The 21924-nt window shown below is 60.4% G+C and carries 18 protein-coding genes; 9 read left to right on the plus strand and 9 right to left on the minus strand.

Going from position 1 to position 21924, the window contains the following annotated elements; all coding sequences use genetic code 11:
* The first annotated feature begins 441 nt into the window (after positions 1–441).
* On the plus strand, positions 442–1779 hold the full coding sequence (locus PSH90_RS20415; protein ID WP_016773493.1) for an OprD family porin: 1338 nt from the start codon (positions 442–444) through the stop codon (positions 1777–1779).
* A gap of 225 nt (positions 1780–2004) precedes the next feature.
* Here the strand turns inward: PSH90_RS20415 and PSH90_RS20420 are convergent, their stop codons facing one another.
* The gene (locus PSH90_RS20420) at positions 2005–2847 is read right to left on the minus strand and encodes a mechanosensitive ion channel family protein (RefSeq protein ID WP_305381412.1); all 843 of its coding nucleotides are present in this window, start codon (positions 2845–2847) and stop codon (positions 2005–2007) included.
* A 151-nt stretch (positions 2848–2998) separates the two neighbouring features.
* Positions 2999–3484 carry a YajQ family cyclic di-GMP-binding protein gene (locus tag PSH90_RS20425; RefSeq protein ID WP_016773491.1) on the minus strand — a complete coding sequence of 162 codons (486 nt, stop codon included), beginning with the start codon at positions 3482–3484 and terminating at the stop codon, positions 2999–3001.
* 140 nt (positions 3485–3624) lie between these two features.
* Between PSH90_RS20425 and PSH90_RS20430 the strand changes: the two genes are divergently transcribed.
* The 3 genes from PSH90_RS20430 to PSH90_RS20440 are packed head-to-tail and all read left to right on the plus strand — an operon-like array spanning position 3625 to position 7212.
* The gene (locus PSH90_RS20430; RefSeq protein ID WP_305381413.1) at positions 3625–4542 is read left to right on the plus strand and encodes a putative 2-dehydropantoate 2-reductase; all 918 of its coding nucleotides are present in this window, start codon (positions 3625–3627) and stop codon (positions 4540–4542) included.
* Between the two features lie 45 nt (positions 4543–4587).
* Positions 4588–6624, plus strand: coding sequence for an ATP-binding protein (locus PSH90_RS20435; RefSeq protein WP_252868158.1), 2037 nt, complete (start codon positions 4588–4590; stop codon positions 6622–6624).
* Positions 6625–6627: 3 nt separating this feature from the next.
* Positions 6628–7212, plus strand: coding sequence for a cob(I)yrinic acid a,c-diamide adenosyltransferase (locus tag PSH90_RS20440; RefSeq protein WP_252868159.1), 585 nt, complete (start codon positions 6628–6630; stop codon positions 7210–7212).
* 113 nt (positions 7213–7325) lie between these two features.
* On the opposite strand, the gene PSH90_RS20445 is transcribed toward PSH90_RS20440, so the two are convergent.
* The 4 genes from PSH90_RS20445 to secA form a co-directional block, all read right to left on the minus strand.
* The gene (locus tag PSH90_RS20445; protein ID WP_305381415.1) at positions 7326–8273 is read right to left on the minus strand and encodes a Nudix family hydrolase; all 948 of its coding nucleotides are present in this window, start codon (positions 8271–8273) and stop codon (positions 7326–7328) included.
* Positions 8270–8902 carry a glutathione S-transferase family protein gene (locus PSH90_RS20450; protein WP_305381416.1) on the minus strand — a complete coding sequence of 211 codons (633 nt, stop codon included), beginning with the start codon at positions 8900–8902 and terminating at the stop codon, positions 8270–8272. Before PSH90_RS20450 ends, PSH90_RS20445 begins: the two co-directional genes overlap by 4 nt.
* Before the next feature lie 180 nt (positions 8903–9082).
* A complete protein-coding gene (argJ, locus tag PSH90_RS20455; RefSeq protein WP_305381417.1) occupies positions 9083–10300 on the minus strand; it encodes a bifunctional glutamate N-acetyltransferase/amino-acid acetyltransferase ArgJ in 1218 nt (405 codons plus the stop codon).
* 122 nt (positions 10301–10422) lie between these two features.
* Entirely contained in the window at positions 10423–13164 is a 2742-nt protein-coding gene (gene secA, locus PSH90_RS20460) for a preprotein translocase subunit SecA (RefSeq protein WP_305381419.1), read from the minus strand.
* Between the two features lie 309 nt (positions 13165–13473).
* On the opposite strand from secA, the gene PSH90_RS20465 reads away from it, so the two are divergent.
* Entirely contained in the window at positions 13474–13929 is a 456-nt protein-coding gene (locus PSH90_RS20465) for a DUF721 domain-containing protein (RefSeq protein WP_095181464.1), read from the plus strand.
* A gap of 90 nt (positions 13930–14019) precedes the next feature.
* Here PSH90_RS20465 and PSH90_RS20470 read toward each other — a convergent pair whose 3' ends face one another.
* Complete coding sequence (locus tag PSH90_RS20470; RefSeq protein ID WP_095181632.1) at positions 14020–15507, minus strand: helicase HerA-like domain-containing protein; 1488 nt, start codon at positions 15505–15507, stop codon at positions 14020–14022.
* A 186-nt stretch (positions 15508–15693) separates the two neighbouring features.
* Here PSH90_RS20470 and PSH90_RS20475 point away from each other — a divergent pair, with 186 nt between their 5' ends.
* The 4 genes from PSH90_RS20475 (at position 15694) to PSH90_RS20490 (ending at position 20649) form a co-directional block, all read left to right on the plus strand.
* Positions 15694–17583: a methyl-accepting chemotaxis protein gene (locus PSH90_RS20475; protein ID WP_041479805.1), complete on the plus strand. Its 1890-nt coding sequence runs from the start codon at positions 15694–15696 to the stop codon at positions 17581–17583.
* 216 nt (positions 17584–17799) lie between these two features.
* Complete coding sequence (locus tag PSH90_RS20480) at positions 17800–18891, plus strand: glycosyltransferase family 1 protein (protein ID WP_305383142.1); 1092 nt, start codon at positions 17800–17802, stop codon at positions 18889–18891.
* Entirely contained in the window at positions 18884–19654 is a 771-nt protein-coding gene (locus tag PSH90_RS20485) for a polysaccharide deacetylase family protein (RefSeq protein WP_305381421.1), read from the plus strand. Before PSH90_RS20480 ends, PSH90_RS20485 begins: the two co-directional genes overlap by 8 nt.
* Entirely contained in the window at positions 19651–20649 is a 999-nt protein-coding gene (locus PSH90_RS20490) for a lysylphosphatidylglycerol synthase transmembrane domain-containing protein (protein WP_137214015.1), read from the plus strand. Before PSH90_RS20485 ends, PSH90_RS20490 begins: the two co-directional genes overlap by 4 nt.
* Here the strand turns inward: PSH90_RS20490 and PSH90_RS20495 are convergent.
* Both PSH90_RS20495 and purU read right to left on the minus strand, forming a co-directional pair.
* Complete coding sequence (locus PSH90_RS20495; protein ID WP_016773478.1) at positions 20633–20809, minus strand: hypothetical protein; 177 nt, start codon at positions 20807–20809, stop codon at positions 20633–20635. The two genes, PSH90_RS20490 and PSH90_RS20495, sit on opposite strands and share 17 nt — an antisense overlap.
* 81 nt (positions 20810–20890) lie before the next feature.
* Complete coding sequence (gene purU / locus PSH90_RS20500; RefSeq protein ID WP_041479808.1) at positions 20891–21739, minus strand: formyltetrahydrofolate deformylase; 849 nt, start codon at positions 21737–21739, stop codon at positions 20891–20893.
* Positions 21740–21924: the final 185 nt, after the last annotated feature.

Raw genomic sequence — 21924 nt, forward strand, 5'->3', positions numbered from 1 at the left:
TTCACACGGTTTTCACATCTGCGAGCGGCCCACAGAAAAATAACCGCAGCGTTTTCGCGGTTTGTGCACGCTTGTTGCATTAGTAACCGTATGGACTATAAGCGCACCACTGGAAGTGGTCGCTTGAAGCCAATAAAAACAGTGGCAGGGTTGCCCGATGGAGATTCAAGTGTTTTGCCAGGGACTCTTTTTTAGCGATGCAAAAAAGGCCCGGAAACAGCGATAAAGTTGTCAGTCCGGCTGCATCGGTACTGTGAATTTGCGACATCCAGCGCTCCTTTTGCGACAACGCCGTAAAGAAGCTGAAAGGTTGATTTCGCAAGTATCGCCAACAATGTCGGCGTGATATAAGTTTGCGCCGACACAAAAAGAAAGAGCCGCCCAGATAATAAAACAGGTGGGACGGCAGTACTCTTCTAAAAACCAAAGGAGCAAATCACGATGCGCGTGATGAAGTGGAGCATGATCGCCCTGGCTGTTGCAGCAGGCACCTCGCAGTTCGCAATGGCGTCTTCTCAAGATGAAGCCAAAGGTTTCCTGGAAGATCAGAGCCTGAAACTGAAGACTCGTTTCGAATACATGAACCGCGACTACAAAAATGGCGCGGGCAACGTTTCCAACGGTGACGGCACTTTCAAAAGTGGCTATCGCCAGGATAGCGGTCTCAGCCAACTGCTGACTTACGAGTCGGGCTTCACTCAAGGCACCGTAGGCTTCGGTCTCGACGCCATGGCCATGGGTTCGGTAAAACTGGACGGCGGTTCGGGTCGTCGTGGTAACGGTTTGTTCGCCAACGACAGCGATGGCAACCCTGAGAAATCCCAGGGCAAGGTCGGCGGCGCAGTCAAATTCCGTGTATCCGACACCGTTCTGAAATACGGTCAGCAATTCGTTGCCAGCCCGGTTTTCGCCACTGACGACAGCCGTCTGCTGCCAGAAGTCGCCACCGGTACCCTGATCACTTCCAAAGAGATCAAAGGTCTGGAACTGAGCGCAGGTCGCTTCACCGCCCTCAGCAAGCAAACCGGCATGGGCCGCGACAGCATCGGTGGTCTGCCGGATGAAGATGGCAATGGCGGCAAAGGCCTGACCAGCATCAACATTTTTGGCGCCAGCTACTCGTTCACCGACAATTTCACCGGTGCACTGGCGGCTTCCGACGCTGACGACTACTTCAAGAAGTACTACGTCAACCTCAACTACACCTTGCCGATCAACGACGAGCAGTCGCTGAACTTCGACTTCAACGGCTACCACACCAAAGGCGACAGCCGCGGTGATCTGGTTGACGCAATTGGCGATGGCACCACCGGTGTAGACAACAACCTGTGGTCCCTGGCTGCTGCGTACAGCATCGGTGCTCACAAATTCACCCTCGCTCACCAGCGTTCCAGCGGTGACAACGCTTACTACTACGGCGTTGACGGCAACAGCACCATTTTCGTCGCCAACTCCATTCAGATCTCCGACTTCGTGGGCCGCGACGAGCGCTCTTGGCAAGCTCGCTACGACCTGAACATGAAAACTTACGGCGTACCTGGCCTGAGCTTCATGACCCGTTACGTAATGGGTGACCACATCACCACCAACGGTCTGGGTGAAGGTAAAGAGAACGAGTGGAACGCCGAGTCCAAGTACGTGGTTCAGGAAGGTCCGGCCAAAGACCTGTCGTTCCGTCTGCGTTACGCCATGTACCGCTCCAACGGTGCCTACAGCGGTTACTCGTCTGATAACAACGACACCCGTCTGATCATCGAGTACCCACTGAACATCCTCTAATAAGGATGCGAAGCTGAAGTACTGTAGAGCTCTGCTCTAATAAAAAACCGCCCTCCTGAATCAGGAGGGCGGTTTTTTTATGGATGAATAACTGATCAAACAGAAAAACATTAGCCAACTACTTATTAGCCAGCATAGTTTTATCTCGCCGATAAAAAACCCGAGAGTGTGCACACTGCTCGGGTTTATATTAGTTGCTGACTGCCAAGCCAATTTCAAAGACGCTTACTGCGTGGAGGATTCCTGCACTACGCGTATAACCCGCTGCGGAAACGGAATATCAATCCCGGCAGCCTTCAAACGATCCCGCGCCTGTTCATTGAACATGAACATCACATCCCAATAATCCGCAGTTTTAACCCAGACACGCAGGGAAACCGTGATCGAGCTATCACCCAATGTCGAAATCACCGCCTGTGGTTCCGGGTCTTGCATGACGCGGGGATCCTTGGCCAGATCCAGCAATACCTGACGGGCCTTCTGCAGATCCGCTTCGTAATCCACGCCGACATCAAACACGACTTTGCGGGTTGGCTGACGGTTGGTGTTGGTGATGATGCCGTTCGACAGGTTGCCGTTGGGCAGGATGATGGTCTTGTTGTCGCCGGTACGCAGCACGGTGTGGAAAATCTGAATGCTGTCGACGGTACCCGCTACACCTTGGGCTTCGATCCAGTCACCGATACGGAACGGACGGAACAGCAGAATCAGCACGCCGCCAGCGAAGTTCGCCAGGCTGCCCTGCAAGGCCAAGCCAATCGCCAGACCCGCAGCACCGATGGCCGCGACGAACGAGGTGGTTTCGACGCCGATCATCGACGCGACGCTGACAATCAGCAGCACCTTGAGAATGATGTTGGCCAGGCTGCTGATAAAGCCTTGCAGCGCCAGATCGGCATTGCGCAGAGCGAGCAGACCGCCGAGTTTTTGCGTGACCTTGTTGATCAGCCACCAGCCGATGGCCAAGGTAATCACTGCCAGCAGTACGCGGCTGCCGTATTCCATGATCATCGGGATCCACGCCTGGGACGCCTTGACCAGGTGGTCCACTTCCGCATTCAAATCCATGTTCTATCTCCTGATTTCCGGCTTCCCGGGGTGTATTCAAAACAACTGTGGGAGCGAGCCTGCTCGCGAAAGCGCTGTGTCATTCAGCAATAAATTGACTGACACATTGCATTCGCGAGCAGGCTCGCTCCCACACAGTCACAAGACAAGCTTAGTCGCGGAAGTTGTTGAACTGCAGCGGCATGCCGAATTCCTTGGCACGCAGGGCCGCGATGGCTTCCTGCAAATCGTCGCGCTTCTTGCCAGTGACACGCACCTGCTCGCCCTGAATGGCGGCCTGGACCTTGAGCTTGGCTTCCTTGATGTGGCCGACGATTTTCTTTGCCAGCTCCTTGTCGATGCCTTCCTTGAGGATGGCGTCCTGCTTCATCAGCTTGCCGGACGCGTAAGCATCCTTGACCTCGAGGCACTGCACGTCGATCTTGCGCTTGGTCAGCGCCAGCTTGAGGATTTCGATCATCGCTTCGAGCTGGAAAGCAGCTTCGGCGGTGAGGCTGACGGTCAGGTCTTTTTCCTTGAACTCGAAGCTGCCCTTGCCTTTCAGGTCATAACGACGATCGAGTTCCTTCACGGCGTTCTCGACCGCGTTGGTGAGTTCGTGTTTGTCCAGTTCGGATACCACGTCGAACGACGGCATGTAATCTCTCCAATAAAAAGGCGCGCTCGATGTGGATGGAGCGCGCTTGGCTTGCGGTTAAAATCGGGCTCATTATAACGGGTCTTTTCCTACCGATACGGCGAGCCGCACATGCCTGCAAGCAATCGAGCAAAAAACTGATGTCGACCACCTGGCACGTACTTGGCGCCGGCAGCCTCGGCACACTCTGGGCGACACGTCTGGCTCGCGCCGGCTTGCCTGTGCAACTGATCCTGCGCGATGCGGCGCGCTTGCACAGCTACGAGGCAGTGGGCGGCTTGACCCTGGTAGAAAACGGACAAGCTCATACCTATGCAGTTCCCGGCGAAACCCCGGACAGCCCCGAGCCAATTCGCCGTTTACTGGTCGCGTGCAAGGCCTATGACGCCGAAGAGGCCGTCGCCCGCCTCGCTTCACGCCTCGCTCCGGATGTCGAACTGATTCTCCTGCAAAACGGCCTTGGCAGTCAGGACGCCGTGGCCGCGCGGGTGCCACAGGCGCGCTGCATCAGCGCCTCCAGCACCGAGGGCGCGTTCCGTGATGGCGATTGGCGCGTGGTGTTCGCCGGTCACGGGTTCAACTGGCTGGGCGATGGTGCAAATCCGCTGGCGCCGGTCTGGCTAGACGACCTGCAAGCGGCGAACATTCCCCATGAATGGAGCGCTGACATCCTCACTCGACTGTGGCGCAAACTGGCGCTGAACTGCGCGATCAACCCGCTGACCGTGCTCCACGACTGCCGCAACGGCGGGCTGAGCGAGCATCACTGCGAAGTTGCCACACTCTGTGCCGAATTGACCGAACTGCTCGAACGCTGCGGCCAACCCGCTGCGGCGGACAATCTGCAAGCGGAAGTCGAACGCGTGATCCACGCCACCGCCGCCAATTACTCTTCGATGTATCAGGACGTCGCCAACCAGCGCCGCACCGAAATCAGCTATCTATTGGGCCACGCCTGCAAAGTCGCCGAGCGCCATCAGTTGTATCTGCCGCATCTGCACCAGTTGCAGCAACGTTTGGTGGCGCATCTGCGCAAGCGTGGATTGCCCAGTGACTGAGCAGCCGCTAGGCTGACGACTTGTTCCCCTGCTGCGATAAACCTGATGCCATTGCGCCAGCGCCTTGAAAACCTGCCGGTCGGCCAGAAACTGCTGGCCGCCCTGCTGGTGTTGTTGACCACGGTTCTGCTGGTCGCCAACCTGACCTTTATCAGCGCCGCCTACTACATTTCCCAGGAAAGCATGGCACCACAGGCCCTGCAGACCATCGGCCGGCTGATCGCCAATCCGAGTCTGGTCAGCGATGCGCTGGAGTCGCCGCGCAGCGCCGAGCGCCTGCTCAAGGAGCTCGACAGTTATTCACCGCTGCGCGCCGCCGCCCTGTACGACGACAAGGGCGAACGCCTGGCGCAAGTGCAGCGCGGCGAAAAACTCAGCCTCCCCGAGCGCTACCGCCATGTCGAAGCCTGGCAACTCACCGAGTTTCGCAGCAATCAACTGATCACCCTGCCCCGCCCCGGTGCCGCACCGGGGCATCTGTTGCTGGTGGCCAGCAGCGAACTGCCGATGGCGTTCTACACCGGCACTCTGACCGCAAGCCTCGGCATCCTGATCTTCAGCGTACTGCTGTGGCTGGTCATCGCCCGGCAGATCAAACGTCTGATTACCCGACCGATTCACCAGCTTGAGGAATTGTCCCGGCAGGTCACCCGCGAAGAGAACTACGCCCTGCGCGCCGCGCGCGGCAACCACGACGAAATCGGCAGTCTGGCCGAGGCGTTCAACACCATGCTTTCGCGCATCGAAGCCCGCGAGCAGCAGCTCAAACGCGCCCGCGACGACTCGCAGGCCGCATACGATCAGGCGCAAGGCCTGGCCGAGGAAACTCGCCACACCAACCGCAAGCTGGAGCTGGAAGTCCAGGTGCGCAGCAAGATCGAAAAGAAACTCACCGGCTTCCAGAATTACCTCAACAGCATCATCGACTCGATGCCGTCGGCGCTGATCGCCCTCGACGAGCAGCTCTACGTCACTCAATGGAACCAAGAGGCCAGCGCGCTCTCCGGCACGCGCCTGGACGAGGCGCTGAACCAGCCGATCTTCCTCGCCTTCGAACCGCTCAAGCCATTCTTGCCGCAGCTCAAGGCCACCGTCGAACAGCACACCGTGGCCAAAGTCGACCGGGTGACCTGGTTCAAGGACGATGAACCCAAGCATTATGCGCTGACGTTTTATCCGCTGATGGGCGGTGCCGGGCGTGGCGTGGTGATCCGTATCGATGACATCACCCAGCGTCTGTCGCTGGAAGAAATGATGGTGCAGTCGGAGAAGATGCTCTCGGTCGGTGGCCTCGCGGCCGGCATGGCCCACGAAATCAACAACCCGCTCGGCGCGATCCTGCACAACGTGCAGAACATTCGTCGGCGTCTGTCGGCGGATCTGCCGAAGAACATCGAGACTGCCGAACAACTGGGCATCGAACTGGACACTGTGAACCGCTACCTGCAAGGCCGCGAAGTCCCGCAACTGCTCGACGGCATTCAACAGGCCGGCGCCCGCGCGGCGAAAATCGTCACGCACATGCTCAGCTTCAGCCGCCGCAGCACCCGGCAAATGGCGCCGTGCGATCTGCCGGCGCTGATCGATCAAGCCGTTGAGATCGCCGGCAACGATTTCGATCTGGCCATCGGTTTCGACTTCAAGGGCCAGGCGATCATCCGCCAGTTCGACCCGGCCCTGGGTCCAGTGCCGGGCACCGCCAACGAACTGGAACAGGTGCTGCTCAATCTGTTGAAAAATGCCGCGCAGGCGATTCATCAGCGCGAAGACGACAGCGAGCCGGGCCGGATCATTTTGCGCACCAGACTCAATCCGCCGTGGGCCGAGATTCAGGTCGAGGACAACGGCATCGGCATGAGCGAGAACGTGCGCAAGCGCACTTTCGAGCCGTTCTTCACCACCAAGGAAATCGGCCAGGGCACGGGGCTTGGTCTGTCGGTGTCGTACTTCATCATCACCAACAATCACAAAGGCCAGATGGAAGTGCAGTCGGCGCCCGGCCAGGGCACCTGTTTCACGCTGCGTCTGCCGCTGGTGCAGCCTGCGCCATTGACCACCGAAACCAATTCACTACCGAGGTAACCCATGGGCTTTCGCTTGTCGAAGATCTACACCCGCACCGGCGACAAAGGCGAAACAGGCCTCGGTGACGGCCGTCGCGTCCCCAAGGATCACCCGCGCATCGAGGCGATCGGCGAGGTCGATACGCTGAACAGTCAGGTCGGTGTGCTGCTCGCCGGTTTGCTCACCGAGCGCGAAGTGCATCCGGGACTGAATGAAATCATCGAAGTGCTGGCGCCGTGTCAGCACCGCCTGTTCGACCTCGGTGGCGAACTGGCGATGCCTGAATATCAGGCACTGAACGAGGCTGAAATCGAGCGTTTGGAAGCGGCGATCGATGTGTGGAATGAAGAGCTGGGGCCGCTGGAAAACTTCATCTTGCCGGGTGGTTCGATGATGATTGCGCAGGCGCATGTCTGCCGCAGTCTGGCGCGCAGTGCGGAGCGGCGTTGTCAGCATTTGAACGCGATCGAGCCGTTGGCCGGGGTTGGCCTGGCGTATATCAATCGGTTGTCGGATTTGCTGTTTGTTGTGGCGCGGTTGATTGCGCGGCGGCAGGGGGTGGCGGAGATTTTGTGGCAGCCGGCGGCGAAACCTGAAGGAAAGTAGCGCCTGTCAGGGCGCCTTCGCGAGCAGGCTCGCTCCCACATTTGACTGCATTCTGACTGGAGAAATGCAATCCACTGTGGGAGCGAGCCTGCTCGCGAAGAGGTCGGTAGCCCTTACACTGGATCAGGCCAGAACGCCCGAATCCCCGCGACACCCTGAGCCCCAGTACCCCAAGCCTTCTCGCGCTCCGCCGGCCCTACTCCACCGAGCAGAAACACCGGTTTACTGAAACCGTCAATCAACGCCTGTGCTCGCTCCCACCCCAACGGCTGCGCATCCGGGTGCGTCAGCGTCGGCTGCACCGGCGACAGAGTGACGAAATCAATGCCCATCTGCTCGGCCAGCGCCAGTTCTTCGGCGTCATGGCAGGACGCCGCGAGCCAGCGCTCGGCCGGCAACGGACGTCCTGCCGCTGCGTATTTACGCAGTTGGGCAGCGGTGATGTGCCATCCGGCAGACGGGAAATCGCCCAGCCATTCGAACGGCCCTTTGATCATCAACTGCGCCTTGCCGGCGCACAGGCCCACCGCGTCGACCGCCAGATCACGGTATTTCGGGTCGTAGCCGTTGGGTGCGCGCAGCTGGATCAATTTGATTCCGCCGGCAATCGCTTTCTGGATGCCGCGCAACAAGGCCGGGCCTTCCAGATCTTCGGGAGTGATCAAGTATTCGGCAGGCAAGCGCGCCGCCGCGACGATCGGCTGATTGGCCGCCGGGAACTCGTAGTTGATCAATTCCCTGGCAGTGACCCAGGCCAGTGGCTGGCCTTCAGCGCCGTGGGGTTCGCCACTGAACGCCGAGACTTCCCAGACATCCAGCAAGACCTGTTTGTCCGGGTAATCGTGGCGAACCTTGATCAGCGGCCGCGCAGCATCAACGACGATGCACAGCTCTTCGTGCAGCTCGCGAGCCAGTGCCGACTCGACCGATTCGTCAGCCTCGACCTTGCCACCGGGAAATTCCCACAAGCCGCCCTGGTGTTGAGTGTCGGCACGGCGGGCGATCAGAATTTTGCCGGCGCCGTCACGAATGACGGCAGCGGCGACGTGGACGCGTTTCACGGGTTCAATTCCTCCAGTCCAGCCTTTTGCCACGCTTTGAAGGCGGGCCATTGGTAGATGGTTTCAACATAGGCTTCGTCGACCGCCGGCAGCTTCACCTGATAGGTGCGCAAGCGCACGGCGATCGGCGCGAAAAAGGCATCGGCAAGGCTGACACGACCGAACAGGTACGGCCCCTCTTCCGTCGCTGCCGCGCGGCATTCGGCCCACAGCGCGAGCATGCGTTCGATATCGACCTTCACTTCTGGCGGCACCGGGTTCAGCGGTGCGTCCTGGCTCAGGTTGAACGGCATGTGGTTACGCATGGCGAAGAAGCCGCTGTGCATTTGTGCGCAGGCCGAGCGGGCCTGCGCGCGGGCAAAGGTATGGCTCGGCCAGAGTTGCTCGGACGGAAACTGCTCAGCGAGGTACTCAGCAATGGCCAGCGAATCGGCGATGGTGCCACGGGTGGTATGCAGCAGCGGCACCTTGCCGGTCGGCGAGTGCTTGAGCAGGCGCTCGCGGGTGTCGGGTTTGCCGAGCTTGATCAGCTCTTCGCTGTAGGGTGCGCCGGTCAGGTCCAGCGCCAGTGCCGCACGCAGGGACCAGGAGGAAAGCAGTTTGTCGCCGATGATCAGGTGCAGGGACATGGTGTGGCGCCTTTTCGTCAGGGAAACAATCCAGAATGTCTGGCGTCTGGTCGTCCGTCATCGCGGGCAAGCCCGCTCCCACAGGTTTTGGTGGTGTACACGGCATTTGTGAACGACCGCAATCACTGTGGGAGCGGGCTTGCCCGCGAAGAGGCCGGCAGCCCACTCCCACACCTTGAATCAAGTACGGTATTCAGCGTTGATCTTCACGTACTCATGCGACAGGTCGGTGGTCCAGATGGTTTCGCTGCAATCACCGCGGCCCAGTTCGATGCGGATGGTGATTTCTTCCTGCTGCATCACGGCCGAGCCCTGGGCTTCAGTGTAGGTCGCTGCGCGAGCGCCACGGCTGGCGATGCACACGTCGCCGAGGAACACGTCGATCTTGCTCACGTCCAGATCCGGCACGCCGGCACGACCCACGGCAGCGAGGATACGGCCCCAGTTCGGGTCAGAGGCGAACAGCGCGGTCTTGATCAGCGGCGAGTGGGCCACGGTGTAACCGACGTCCAGGCATTCCTGATGATTGCCGCCGCCATTCACTTCAACGGTAACGAATTTGGTCGCGCCTTCGCCGTCACGCACGATGGCCTGGGCGACGTCCATGCACACTTCGAACACCGCTTGTTTCAGCTTGGCGAACAGCTCGCCTTCAGCGCGGGTGATCTCAGGCAGAGTGGCCTTGCCAGTGGCGATCAGCATGCAGCAATCGTTGGTCGAGGTGTCGCCGTCGATGGTGATGCGGTTGAACGACTTATTGGCGCCGTCGAGCATCAGGTTGTGCAGCACCTCGCGGGAGACTTTGGCGTCGGTGGCGATGTAACCCAGCATGGTCGCCATGTTCGGGCGAATCATGCCGGCGCCTTTGCTGATGCCGGTGACAGTGATGGTCACGCCGTCATGCTCGAACTGGCGGCTGGCGCCCTTGGGCAGCGTGTCGGTGGTCATGATGCCGGTGGCGGCGGCTTCCCAGTTATTCTCCGACAGATCATCCAGCGCGGCTTGCAGTGCGCCTTCGATCTTCTCGACCGGCAGCGGCTCGCCGATCACGCCGGTGGAGTACGGCAGAATCTGGCTGGCATCGACGCCGGTCAGCTCAGCCAGTTTAGCGGTGGTGCGCTCGGCGGCGGCCAGGCCCGGTTCGCCGGTGCCGGCGTTGGCATTGCCCGTGTTGGTCAGCAAGTAACGCACGGCATTGTGCACGCGCTTTTTCGCCAGGATCACCGGCGCGGCGCAGAACGCGTTCAGGGTGAACACGCCAGCCACGGTGGAACCTTCAGCACAGCGCATCACCACTACATCCTTGCGCCCCGGGCGCTTGATGCCGGCCGAGGCGATACCGAGTTCAAAACCGGCAACCGGGTGCAACGTTGGCAAAGGACCAAGACCAACAGCCATGAATGCGCTCCTTACTCAATGATGTCAGCACCGCCACGGGAAAGGACGGTGGGATAAATGGCAAAACGCCGCGACGGCAGGAGCCGGTCGCGGCGCGGGGTGTTCAGCGATTGAAACGGGTTTTACTGGATCTGCCCGTGGCAATGCTTGTATTTCTTGCCCGAACCGCAGTAGCACAGTTCGTTGCGGCCCAGCTTCTGCTCGTTGCGAACCGGGGCAGCGGCGGTGGCCAGTGCCACATCGACCTCCTCACCCAGCGCTTCCGGCTGATCCAGGCCAGGCGCTTCGGCGTGTTCGAACTGCATGCGCGCCGCCAGTGCTTCGGCTTCCTGACGCAGGCGTTGCTCTTCGGCTTCCGGATCTTCGCGACGCACCTGAACATGCGAGAGCACGCGGATCGAGTCGCGCTTGATCGAATCGAGGAGCTCGGAGAACAGTGTGAAGGATTCGCGCTTGTATTCCTGCTTCGGGTTCTTCTGCGCATAGCCGCGCAGGTGAATGCCGTGACGCAGGTGATCCATGGTCGACAAGTGGTCTTTCCACAGGTCGTCGAGTACGCGCAGGACAATCTGCTTCTCGAACGAGCGCAGCGCCTCGGCACCGGCCTGATCTTCCTTCTCGTTGTACGCCGCCATCAGCTCGGTCATGAGCTTCTCGCGCAGGGTTTCTTCGTACAGGTGATCGTCTTCGTCGAGCCATTGCTGGATCGGTAGTTTCACGCCGAAATCGCTTTCGATCGACGCTTCCAGGCCGGCCACGTCCCACTGCTCTGGCAGCGATTGCGGCGGAATGTGCGCGCTGACGGTAGCGTTGAGCACGTCCTGACGGAAGTCGGCGATGGTCTCACCGATGTTGTCAGCGGCCAGCAACGTGTTACGCATGTGATAGATCACTTTACGCTGTTCGTTGTTGACGTCGTCGAACTCGAGCAGTTGCTTACGGATGTCGAAGTTGCGGCCTTCAACCTTGCGCTGCGCCTTCTCGATCGCGTTGGTCACCATACGGTGCTCGATCGCTTCGCCCGGCTGCATGCCCAGGGCTTTCATGAAGTTCTTCACGCGGTCGGAGGCGAAGATGCGCATCAGGCTGTCTTCCAGCGACAGGTAGAAGCGGCTCGAACCGGCATCGCCCTGACGACCGGCACGGCCACGCAGCTGGTTGTCGATACGGCGCGATTCGTGACGCTCGGAAGCAATTACCTGCAAGCCGCCGGACTCCAGCACTTGCTGGTGACGCTTCTGCCAGTCGGCCTTGATCTGCGCGATCTGCTCACGAGTCGGGTTCTCCAGCGAAGCGACTTCCACTTCCCAGTTGCCGCCCAACAGGATGTCGGTACCACGACCGGCCATGTTGGTGGCGATGGTCAGCGCACCCGGACGACCGGCCTGAGCGATGATCTCAGCTTCTTTTTCGTGGAACTTGGCGTTGAGAACCTTGTGTTCGATGCCTTCTTTGACGAGCAATTCGGACATGTGCTCGGACGTCTCGATGGTCGCGGTACCCACCAGCACCGGACGACCGGCGGCCATGCTTTCCTTGATGTCCGCGACGATCGCAGCGTATTTCTCTTCGGCGGTGAGGAACACCAGGTCGTTGTAGTCTTTACGCGCCAACGGTTTGTTCGGCGGAATGACCATGACTTCCAGACCATAGATCTGGTGGAATTCGAACGCTTCGGTGTCGGCGGTACCGGTCATGCCGGACAGCTTGGTGTACAGACGGAAGTAGTTCTGGAAAGTGGTCGAGGCGAGGGTCTGGCTCTCGGCCTGGATGTTCAGACCTTCCTTGGCTTCGATAGCCTGGTGCAGGCCTTCGGACAGACGACGACCCGGCATGGTACGACCGGTGTGTTCGTCGACCAGTACGACCTGACCGTCCTGCACGATGTATTCAATGTTGCGATTGAACAGCTTGTGCGCACGCAGACCGGCGTAGACGTGGGTCAGCAGGCCAAGGTTGTGCGCCGAGTACAGGCTTTCGCCTTCGGCCAGCAGGCCGACGCGGGTGAGCATTTCTTCGATGAACTGGTGACCGGCTTCGTTGAGTTCGACCTGGCGGGTCTTTTCGTCAACGGTGTAGTGGCCGGCCTTGGTGACCTGGCCTTCAACTTCCTCGACGTGCAGTTCCAGCTGCGGGATCAGTTTGTTGATCTCCATGTACAGCTTGGAGCTGTCCTCGGCCTGACCGGAAATGATCAGCGGGGTACGCGCTTCGTCGATGAGGATGGAGTCGACTTCGTCGATCACGGCAAAGTTGAGTTCGCGCTGGAATTTTTCATCCATGCTGAACGCCATGTTGTCGCGCAGGTAGTCGAAACCGAATTCGTTGTTGGTGCCGTAGGTGATGTCGGCAGCGTAGGCGGCACGCTTTTCTTCCGGCGGCTGGAACGGCGTCACGACGCCGACAGTCAGGCCGAGGAATTCATACAGCGGACGCATCCAGTTGGCGTCACGGCGGGCCAGGTAGTCGTTCACGGTCACAACGTGCACGCCCTTGCCGGACAGTGCGTTGAGGTAAACACCCAGGGTGGCCACGAGGGTCTTGCCCTCACCGGTGCGCATTTCGGCGATCTTGCCTTCGTGCAAGGTCATGCCGCCGACGAGTTGCACGTCGAAGTGGCGCATGCCCATCACACGCTTGCCGGCCTCGCGGGCTACGGCAAAGGCTTCCGGCAACAGCTTGTCGAGGGTTTCCCCTTTGGCGATACGGGCCTTGAACTCGGCGGTCTTGGCGCGCAATTGATCGTCCGAAAGGGCCACCATTTGCTCTTCGAAGGCATTGACGAGCTGCACCGTCTTGAGCATGCGTTTGACTTCACGCTCGTTCTTGCTTCCAAAAAGTTTCTTTAACAAAGGCGCAAACATATCGGCAGGATCTTCCACACTAAAGGGATGGAGGGCGGCCCCGTGAGTCGCCCGTGCAGCCCTCATGGCCGCATGCGAACGAGCATTCTACCCGGAAACGGTGGTGAGGAAAGTGGCGATGTTCCACGATGCTGGCACTGCGCTTTGACGGGGCTCACTTAAAATAGGGGCGTTTTGCTCAACTTCAACCCGTCGGGGGAAAGAAGTCAGGCGTTGATTTAATGAGCAAATCAGGGACAAAAGCAATGGCCCAGAGGTTCCGCAGCTTTCTGCTACCATGGCGCCTCTGTGACTTTCAGGTGTTCGATCATGGCGTTTCGCCCTCTCACGGCCAGAGCACCCGCCGTTCTGTTACGTGAAGCCAAACCGCTCAAAGCCATCCTCGGCCATGCCCAGCGCCTGGAGCATTTGCAGCGCCTGCTCGAAAGCCAGCTGCAACCGGCCGCCCGCGAGCATTGCCGGGTGGCCAAATGGCGCGAAGGCGAGCTGTCGCTGGTGGTCACTGACGGTCACTGGGCGACGCGCCTGCGCTATCAACAGAAACGCCTGCAACGGCAACTGCAACTGTTCGAAGAGTTCGCCAACTTGACGCGGATCAAATTCAGCGTGCGCCCGCCGATCGTGCAGCATCGGGCAGTTGGGCACTCGATGGATCTGTCCAGCAGTGCGGCAGAGACGATTCAGTCGACGGCCGACGGGATCAGCGATCCGGGATTGCGCGCGGCGCTGGAGCGGCTGGCGGCGCATGCCAAGGGGAAAGCCTGAAGCAAAATCAAAAGATCGCAGCCTTCGGCAGCTCCTACAGAATGAATGCATTTCAACTGTAGGAGCTGCCGAAGGCTGCGATCTTTGCTTTTAGCGGCGCTTGCTGCCGCCGAGCAGCGACCCCATCAACCCGCGCACCAACTGCTTGCCGAGATTATTGGCCGCCTGGCGCATCGCCGATTTCAGCGCCTGCCCTGCCGCCGTGCCGAGGAATTCGCCAGCGCGGTCAGCCAGGCTCGGCTCTTCGGCCGCAGCTTTGCCCGCTGGTGTTTCAGCCTCGGGCGCCAGCCCTTTGCGTCCCATCAGGATTTCATAGGCCGACTCGCGATCGATCGGCTTGTCATAACGGCCCTTGAACGGCGAGCCGGCGATCAGCACGGTGCGCTCGGTTTCAGTCAGCGGGCCGATCCGCGATTGCGGCGGTGCCACCAGCACGCGCTGGACCATTTCCGGCGTGCCCTTCTCGGTCAGCGTTCCCACCAGCGCCTCGCCGATTCCCAGTTCAGTCAGTACCGACAGACTGTCGAACGCCGGATTCGGCCGAAAGCCATCCGCAACCGCACGCAGGGATTTCTGCTCTTTGGCGGTGAACGCACGCATGCCGTGTTGAATGCGCAAGCCCAACTGCGCCAGCACGTCATCCGGCAGGTCCGCTGGCGACTGGGTGACGAAATACACGCCAACGCCTTTGGAACGAATCAAGCGCACCACTTGCTCAAGCCGTTCCTGCAGAGCTTTGGGCGTGTCGCCGAACAGTAAGTGCGCCTCGTCGAAAAACAGCGCCAGCAGCGGTTTGTCGGCGTCGCCGCGCTCGGGCAGTTGCTCGAACAACTCGGCCAGCAGCCACAGCAGGAACGTTGCGTAAACCTTCGGCGCCTCGTGCACCAGACGGCTGGCGTCGAGCAGATGGATACGTCCACGGCCATCGGCGCCCGGTTGCAGAATGTCTTCGAGTTGCAGCGCCGGCTCGCCGAACAGGGCTTCGGCGCCCTGCTGTTCTAGCGTCGCCAACCGGCGCAACAGTGCCTGGCTGGAACCGGTGGTCATCAGCGCGGCGTCTTCGCCGAGCAACTGTGGATTGTCCTTGAGGTGATTGAGCAGCGCTTTCAGATCCTTGAGATCCAGCAGCAACAGCCCTTCGCGATCCGCCACCTTGAAGGCCGCGTACAGCGCCGACTGCTGACTGTCGGTCAGCTCGAGCAGGCTGCCGATCAGTAGCGGACCCATTTCGCTCAGCGTGGTGCGCAACGGATGTCCGGATTCACCGTGGATGTCCCACAGCGTGACGGGATAAGCCTGCGGCGTGTGACCAAGCCAGGGCATGCCGGCGATGCGCTCGGCCACTTTGCCCTGCGGGTTGCCGGCAGCACCGAGGCCGCACAGGTCGCCCTTGATGTCGGCAGCGAACACTGCCACACCGGCGTCGCTGAACGCTTCGGCCAGGCGCTGCAACGTCACGGTTTTACCGGTGCCGGTGGCGCCGGCGATCAGGCCGTGGCGGTTGGCCAGGCGCATGGCCTGAGCGATGGGTTGCGCGGCCGGATCAGCGCCGATAACGAGTTGCGAGGAGTCAGGCATTTTCTCACCCAATGGTTAATCTTTGATGACACATGGCCGATACATAAATTGGACAGACCCGCCAGAAAACCGGGTCGGACATTTCCCTAAGGAGAGCCGGAAATATCAATTTTTCAACCTTGCCCATAGTGCGCGTCTCTATCAAAGCACGCCCAGGACATTAAGACCTTAGCGGAACCCCAAGCCATGAACAAAAACCTGCGCTTCAGCCATAAGATTTTGCTTGCCGCCGCTCTCATCGTCATTGCCGCTTTTGCCTCGTTCACGTTGTACAACGACTGGCTGCAGCGCAATGCGATCCGCGATGATCTGAACAACTACCTCAATGAAATGGGCGAGGTCACCGCCGGCAACATCCAGACCTGGCTCAGCGGGCGCATTCTGCTGATCGAGAACGCCGCGCAGAACATCGCCATCAACCCGGAACCTGCCACGGTCGCCAGCCTGCTGGAACAGAAAAGCCTGACCTCGACGTTCATGGCCACCTACCTGGGCGATGCCACTGGCCACTTCACCATCCGCCCGGACGTGAAGATGCCGGACGGTTTCGATCCGCGCGTACGCCCTTGGTATAAAGGTGCCGAAAGCAGCAGCACCTCGACCCTGACCGAACCCTACATCGATGCGGCCACCGGCCAGTTGATCATCTCCATCGCCACCGCGTCGAAAAAGGCCGGGCAGAGCGTCGGCGTGGTCGGCGGCGACCTCAGCCTGCAATCGCTGATCGACACCCTCGCCGCGCGGGATTTCGACGGCATGGGCTATGCGTTTCTGATCAGCGCTGACGGCAAGATCCTCGTCCACCCGGACAAGGCCCTGGTAATGAAGTCGCTCAAAGAAGCCTACCCACAAGACACGCCGCGCATCAGCAGCGATTTCAGCGAAGTGACAGTTGATGGCAAAACCCGCATCGTCACCTTCGCTCCGATCAAAGGCCTGCCGTCGGTGAACTGGTACATCGGTCTGTCGATCGATAAAGACCAGGCCTACGCGATGCTCAGCGAATTCCGCACCTCAGCGGTAATCGCAACCATCATTGCCGTGGTAATCATCATTGCCCTGCTCGGCATGCTCATCCGCCTGCTGATCCAGCCGCTGCACGTGATGACCCGCGCCATGGAAGACATCGCCGACGGCGAAGGCGACCTGACCAAACGCCTGAACATCATCAATAACGATGAATTCGGCATCCTCGGCACCGCATTCAACCGCTTCGTCGAGCGCATTCACGGCTCGATCCGCGAAGTGTCCTCGGCCACCGGCCAGGTCAACGAGGTCGCCCTGCGCGTGGTCGCGGCGTCGAACTCGTCGATGTACAACTCTGACCAGCAAGCTTCGCGCACCAGCAGCGTTGCTGCCGCGATCAATCAGCTCGGCGCCGCCGCCCAGGAAATCGCCCGCAACGCCGCGCAAGCGTCGAATCAGGCCAGCGATGCCAGGGGTCTGGCCGAAGATGGCCAGCAAGTGGTGGAGCGCAGCATCAAAGCGATGAACCAGCTGTCGAGCATGCTCAGCGCGTCGAGCACCAACATCGAGTCGCTGAACAGCAAGACCGTCAACATCGGCCAGATTCTCGAAGTGATCACCAGCATTTCCCAGCAGACCAACCTGTTGGCGCTGAACGCGGCGATCGAAGCGGCACGCGCCGGTGAGGCCGGTCGTGGTTTTGCCGTGGTGGCCGACGAAGTGCGCAACCTCGCGCACCGCACTCAGGAATCGGCCCAACAGGTGCAGACCATGATCGAGGAGCTGCAAGTCGGCGCCCGGGAATCGGTGAGCACCATGAGCGACAGCCAGCGCCACAGCCAGGACAGCGTCGAGATCGCCAACCTCGCCGGCGAACGCCTGAACAGCGTGACCCTGCGCATTGGCGAGATCGACGGGATGAACCAGTCGGTGGCGACCGCGACCGAAGAACAAACCGCAGTGGTCGAGTCGATCAATGTCGATATCACCGAGATCAACACGCTGAACCAGGAAGGCGTGGAGAACCTGCAAGCGACGTTGCGCGCTTGTTCGGATCTGGAGCAGCAGGCTTCGCGTCTCAAGCAGTTGGTTGGCAGCTTCAGGATTTAAGCTGCGACGAGTGGCCGCTTCGCGAGCAGGCTCGCTCCCACAGGGAAAATGCATTCCATTGTGGGAGCGAGCCTGCTCGCGAATATCTACCTTTCAACAAAACCCGAGTGACACCCCACCGCGCAATCCCGACCGAACATCTATTCTGGATAAAGGTCAATCAAGGGAGAACAACACAGCGGAGGGTTGCTCACCGTGCATATCGCCGACATCACCATGTTCTACGCCCCGGCCAGCGGTGGCGTGCGGACTTATCTGGATGCCAAACACCGTCGCCTTGGCGAGCGCAACGCCATTCGCCACAGCCTGCTGATCCCCGGCGCGAGACTGGGTGAACATGACGGCATTTATACGGTTCCAGCGCCCGCCCTGCCCTTTGGCAAAGGCTATCGCTTCCCGCTGCGGCTGGCGCCATGGCGAAACGTCCTGCAGGATCTGCAGCCGGATCTGATCGAAGTCGGCGATCCCTACCTCACCGCATGGGCAGCGCTGGATGCGCGGCGGCAGCTGGACGTTCCGGTGATCGGCTTTTATCACTCGGATCTGCCGCTGCTGGCGGGCAATCGCATGGGCCATTGGGTCACACCGAATGTCGAGGCCTATGTCACCCGTCTCTATGGCAATTTTGATCGCGTCCTTGCCCCAAGCCAGGTCATGGCCGACAAGCTCATCGGGCTCGGGGTGCGCAATGTTCATGTGCAACCGCTGGGCGTGGATCTGCACACTTTCCATCCCGACGCCCGCGACCCTGGCCTGCGGGCTGAGCTGGGCATTGCCGAAGACACGCGCCTGCTGATCTTTGCCGGGCGCGGTTCCAAGGAGAAAAACCTGCCGGTGCTGCTCAAGTGCATGCAACGCCTCGGTCCGCGCTATCACTTGTTGTTGGTCGGCTCGTCGATGCCTGCGGCGGTGCCGGACAACGTCAGCGTCATCGACGAATTCTGCCCGGCGCCAAAAGTCGCGCGGCTGATGGCCAGCGCCGATGCGCTGCTGCATGCCGGCGACCAGGAAACCTTCGGACTGGTCATCCTCGAAGCCATGGCCTGCGGCATTCCCGTGGTGGCGGTGGCGGCCGGGGCGTTTGAAGAGATCGTCATAGATTCCTGCGGCCTGCTCTGTGCACCGAATAATCCGCAGGCCATGGCCAATGCCGTGCGCGAGCTGTTCAGTCGCGGCTGCGCCCGCCTCGGTCAACAGGCGCGCCAGCACGTCGAACGTCATTATGCCTGGGACACCGTGGTCGACAGCCTGCTCAGCCACTACCACGCCGTGCTCGGCCATACGCTGCCACGGGTGGCCAATGGTTGAACACATGAAAGCCGTATGTCTGGTGTTGCATGATGTGGCGCCCTCGACGTGGGCGGATTACCAGCCCTTCGTCGAGGCTGTCGATGCCTTGGGCGATGTACCAATGACTTGGCTGGTGGTGCCGGATTTCCATCGCCACGATGCGCTTGACGCCAACCCGGCGTTTCGCCGAGTGCTCGATGCCAGGGTCGCCCGAGGCGATGAACTGGCGCTGCACGGCTACTACCACGACGATCAGGAACCCATGCCAAACACCCCGCGCGACTGGTTCATGCGCCGGATCTACACCCATGAAGGCGAGTTTTACCGCCTGTCCCGCGAAGCTGCCCTTGCCCGCCTGCACGCAGGTCTGGACATGTTTCAGCGCTACGACTGGCCGGTGCAGGGTTTCGTCGCCCCGGCCTGGCTGATGAGCGACGGCACCCGCCAGGCCTTGCGCGAATTACCGCTCAGCTACACCAGCGATCCGCAGCATCTTTATCGCTTGCCCGACTTCAGCGCCATAGATGCACCGGGGCTGGTGTGGAGTGCGCGCAGTGCCTGGCGTCGTGGCTTGTCGAAAATCGTCAGCGACCAGCGTGAACAGCGCTGGCGCGAGGCATCGGTGATTCGTCTGGGGCTGCATCCGGTGGACATGCGTCACCGCTTTTCTCGCGATTACTGGTTGCACACGCTGCAACGCCTGCTGGCGGAGGGACGCGTGCCGCTGACCAAGATCGACTGGCTGGCCCGACAGCGCGGACAACTGGAACGCGCAGCATGAAGCGCAGCCTGTTGTTGCTGATCGGCCTGCTGGCGGCGGTGCTGATTCCGGTACTGCTCGGCGGCGGCGAGACCTGGTCGCGCCTGCGCAGTTTTCCGCTGAACTGGCTGTTGATCATGTTCGGCATGATTCTGCTCTGCTGGGGGATCAATACGCTGCGCTTGCGTTTGTTGCTCGGCGACCAGCGAGAAAAAGTCGCGCCCTTGAAAAGCCTCGGCGTGGTGATGGCGGCCGAGTTTGCGTATTGCGCCACGCCCGGCGGCAGCGGCGGGCCGCTGACGATCATGGCATTGCTCGCCCGGTGCGGCGTGCGTCCGGCGCGGGGCAGCGCGGTGTTTGCCATGGATCAGCTCAGCGATCTGCTGTTCTTTCTCTGCGCACTCAGCGGGATTCTGATCTATGCGCTGTTCCAGCACCTGAGCGATCGCCTCGAGTGGCTGCTGACCGTCAGCGCCGTTTCGTTGTTTGGGGGGTTGTTCAGTTGCGTGTTGATCGCGCGTTATCACCGAGCGTTGATTCGCCTGAGCGGGCGGCTGTTGGCAGGAATGAACGTGACGGCACGCACTCGTCGACGCTGGGCGCGCAAGTTGCTGCACTTTCTCGCGGCATTTACCGATACCTTGAAGTTGCCCTGGCAGACGCTGGTTCAGGTGTTCGCCCTGACCTGCGTGCACTGGCTGCTGCGCTACAGCGTGCTGTATCTGGCGCTGCGCGGGCTCGGCGCGGATTTGCAGTGGGCGTGGAGCTTTCTGGTGCAGATGCTCTCGCTGGGCGCCGGCCAGTTCAGTCTGTTACCCGGCGGTGCCGGTGCGGCAGAGCTGACCTCGGCTGCGCTGCTCGCGCCGATGGTGGGCAAATCCACCGCAGCGGCGGCGATCCTGATCTGGCGCGTGGTGACGTATTACTTCTATCTGCTGGTTGGCGGCCCGGTGTTCGTGTTGATGCTGGGCAAGCCGTTGCTGAAGAAGTTGATGAACGTCAGGCAGGCTTCTTAGGTTCGTCCTGCTCTTGTTGGAGCTGCTCCCAAAGCTCGGCGGCACCGGGGAATTCGGTGCCGTCGTCCGGGCTCATGTCATCCGGATCGTAGCGGCTGAGGCAACCTTCACCAAGAGTGGCGGGGGCTTTGGAAGTGGCTTTGTCCAGCGGATCGCTCATGACTTTTCCTCGGGCTCAAATGACAAGGGCCTGAGCGATTCAACGCCCAGGCCCCTGGTTTTTCAAGCGTGGCGTGCTCGATCAGAACACGACCGTCTTGTTGCCGTGCACCAGCACGCGGTCTTCCAGGTGATAACGCAGACCACGGGCCAGCACCATCTTCTCGACGTCACGGCCGAAACGCACCATGTCTTCGATGCTGTCGCTGTGGCTGACACGCACCACGTCCTGCTCGATGATCGGGCCGGCGTCCAGCTCTTCAGTGACGTAGTGGCAGGTTGCGCCGATCAGCTTGACGCCGCGCAGGGACGCTTGGTGATACGGCTTGGCGCCGACGAACGATGGCAGGAAGCTGTGGTGAATGTTGATGACTTTGTGCGCGTACTCGCGGCACATGTCCGGCGGCAGGATCTGCATGTAGCGCGCCAGCACCACCACTTCGGCGTCGTGCTGTTTGACCAGCCGCGATACTTCGTCGAATGCTGGTTGCTTGTCCTGCGGATTGACCGGCACGTGGTAGTAAGGGATGCCGTGCCACTCGACCATGCTGCGCAGGTCGTCATGGTTGGAGATCACGCAGGCGATTTCGCAATCCAGTTCATCGCTGTGCCAGCGGTGCAGCAGGTCGGCCAGACAGTGGGATTCGCGGCTGGCCATCAGCACCACGCGTTTTTTCTGTTCGGTGTCGGTGATGCGCCAGTCCATCGAGAACTCTTCAGCGATCGGCGCGAACTTCTCGCGCAACTCTTCAATACCGAACGGCAGGGAATCGGCACGGATTTCGTGACGCATGAAGAACCAGCCCACTTGATTGTCAGAGTGGTGGCTCGCTTCGGTGATCCAGCCATTATGAGAGGCCAGAAAATTACTGACTTTGGCAACGATGCCAACGCGGTCCGGGCAAGAGATCACCAGCCGAAAAGTGCGCATGAGGGGGAAACTCCAGAACTTCACAAAGGCCGCCATTCTAGCGACTGCGCAGGAAAACTGCAGTACGCATACGCGCCGGATGGGACAAAGCATGGACAAACGGCTTTCTGGCGCAGGTCTTACGTCAAGACCGTGACGCTTTAGCGAGGCTTTTGTCAGACAACTGTAAATATCTGTGCTGACTG

The organism is Pseudomonas sp. FP1762 (assembly GCF_030687105.1).
Classification (GTDB): domain Bacteria; phylum Pseudomonadota; class Gammaproteobacteria; order Pseudomonadales; family Pseudomonadaceae; genus Aquipseudomonas; species Aquipseudomonas siliginis.

What these genes read in the sequence shown, in the direction of transcription:
- secA (WP_305381419.1), bottom strand. Translation starts at nt 13,164, where the DNA reads ATGTTTGCGCCTTTGTTAAAGAAACTTTTTGGAAGCAAGAACGAGCGT.
- PSH90_RS20495 (WP_016773478.1), bottom strand. Translation starts at nt 20,809, where the DNA reads ATGAGCGATCCGCTGGACAAAGCCACTTCCAAAGCCCCCGCCACTCTT.
- PSH90_RS20415 (WP_016773493.1), top strand. Translation starts at nt 442, where the DNA reads ATGCGCGTGATGAAGTGGAGCATGATCGCCCTGGCTGTTGCAGCAGGC.
- PSH90_RS20420 (WP_305381412.1), bottom strand. Translation starts at nt 2,847, where the DNA reads ATGGATTTGAATGCGGAAGTGGACCACCTGGTCAAGGCGTCCCAGGCG.
- PSH90_RS20440 (WP_252868159.1), top strand. Translation starts at nt 6,628, where the DNA reads ATGGGCTTTCGCTTGTCGAAGATCTACACCCGCACCGGCGACAAAGGC.
- purU (WP_041479808.1), bottom strand. Translation starts at nt 21,739, where the DNA reads ATGCGCACTTTTCGGCTGGTGATCTCTTGCCCGGACCGCGTTGGCATC.
- PSH90_RS20470 (WP_095181632.1), bottom strand. Translation starts at nt 15,507, where the DNA reads ATGCCTGACTCCTCGCAACTCGTTATCGGCGCTGATCCGGCCGCGCAA.
- PSH90_RS20465 (WP_095181464.1), top strand. Translation starts at nt 13,474, where the DNA reads ATGGCGTTTCGCCCTCTCACGGCCAGAGCACCCGCCGTTCTGTTACGT.
- argJ (WP_305381417.1), bottom strand. Translation starts at nt 10,300, where the DNA reads ATGGCTGTTGGTCTTGGTCCTTTGCCAACGTTGCACCCGGTTGCCGGT.
- PSH90_RS20430 (WP_305381413.1), top strand. Translation starts at nt 3,625, where the DNA reads ATGTCGACCACCTGGCACGTACTTGGCGCCGGCAGCCTCGGCACACTC.
- PSH90_RS20425 (WP_016773491.1), bottom strand. Translation starts at nt 3,484, where the DNA reads ATGCCGTCGTTCGACGTGGTATCCGAACTGGACAAACACGAACTCACC.
- PSH90_RS20475 (WP_041479805.1), top strand. Translation starts at nt 15,694, where the DNA reads ATGAACAAAAACCTGCGCTTCAGCCATAAGATTTTGCTTGCCGCCGCT.
- PSH90_RS20490 (WP_137214015.1), top strand. Translation starts at nt 19,651, where the DNA reads ATGAAGCGCAGCCTGTTGTTGCTGATCGGCCTGCTGGCGGCGGTGCTG.
- PSH90_RS20485 (WP_305381421.1), top strand. Translation starts at nt 18,884, where the DNA reads ATGGTTGAACACATGAAAGCCGTATGTCTGGTGTTGCATGATGTGGCG.
- PSH90_RS20450 (WP_305381416.1), bottom strand. Translation starts at nt 8,902, where the DNA reads ATGTCCCTGCACCTGATCATCGGCGACAAACTGCTTTCCTCCTGGTCC.
- PSH90_RS20435 (WP_252868158.1), top strand. Translation starts at nt 4,588, where the DNA reads ATGCCATTGCGCCAGCGCCTTGAAAACCTGCCGGTCGGCCAGAAACTG.
- PSH90_RS20480 (WP_305383142.1), top strand. Translation starts at nt 17,800, where the DNA reads ATGTTCTACGCCCCGGCCAGCGGTGGCGTGCGGACTTATCTGGATGCC.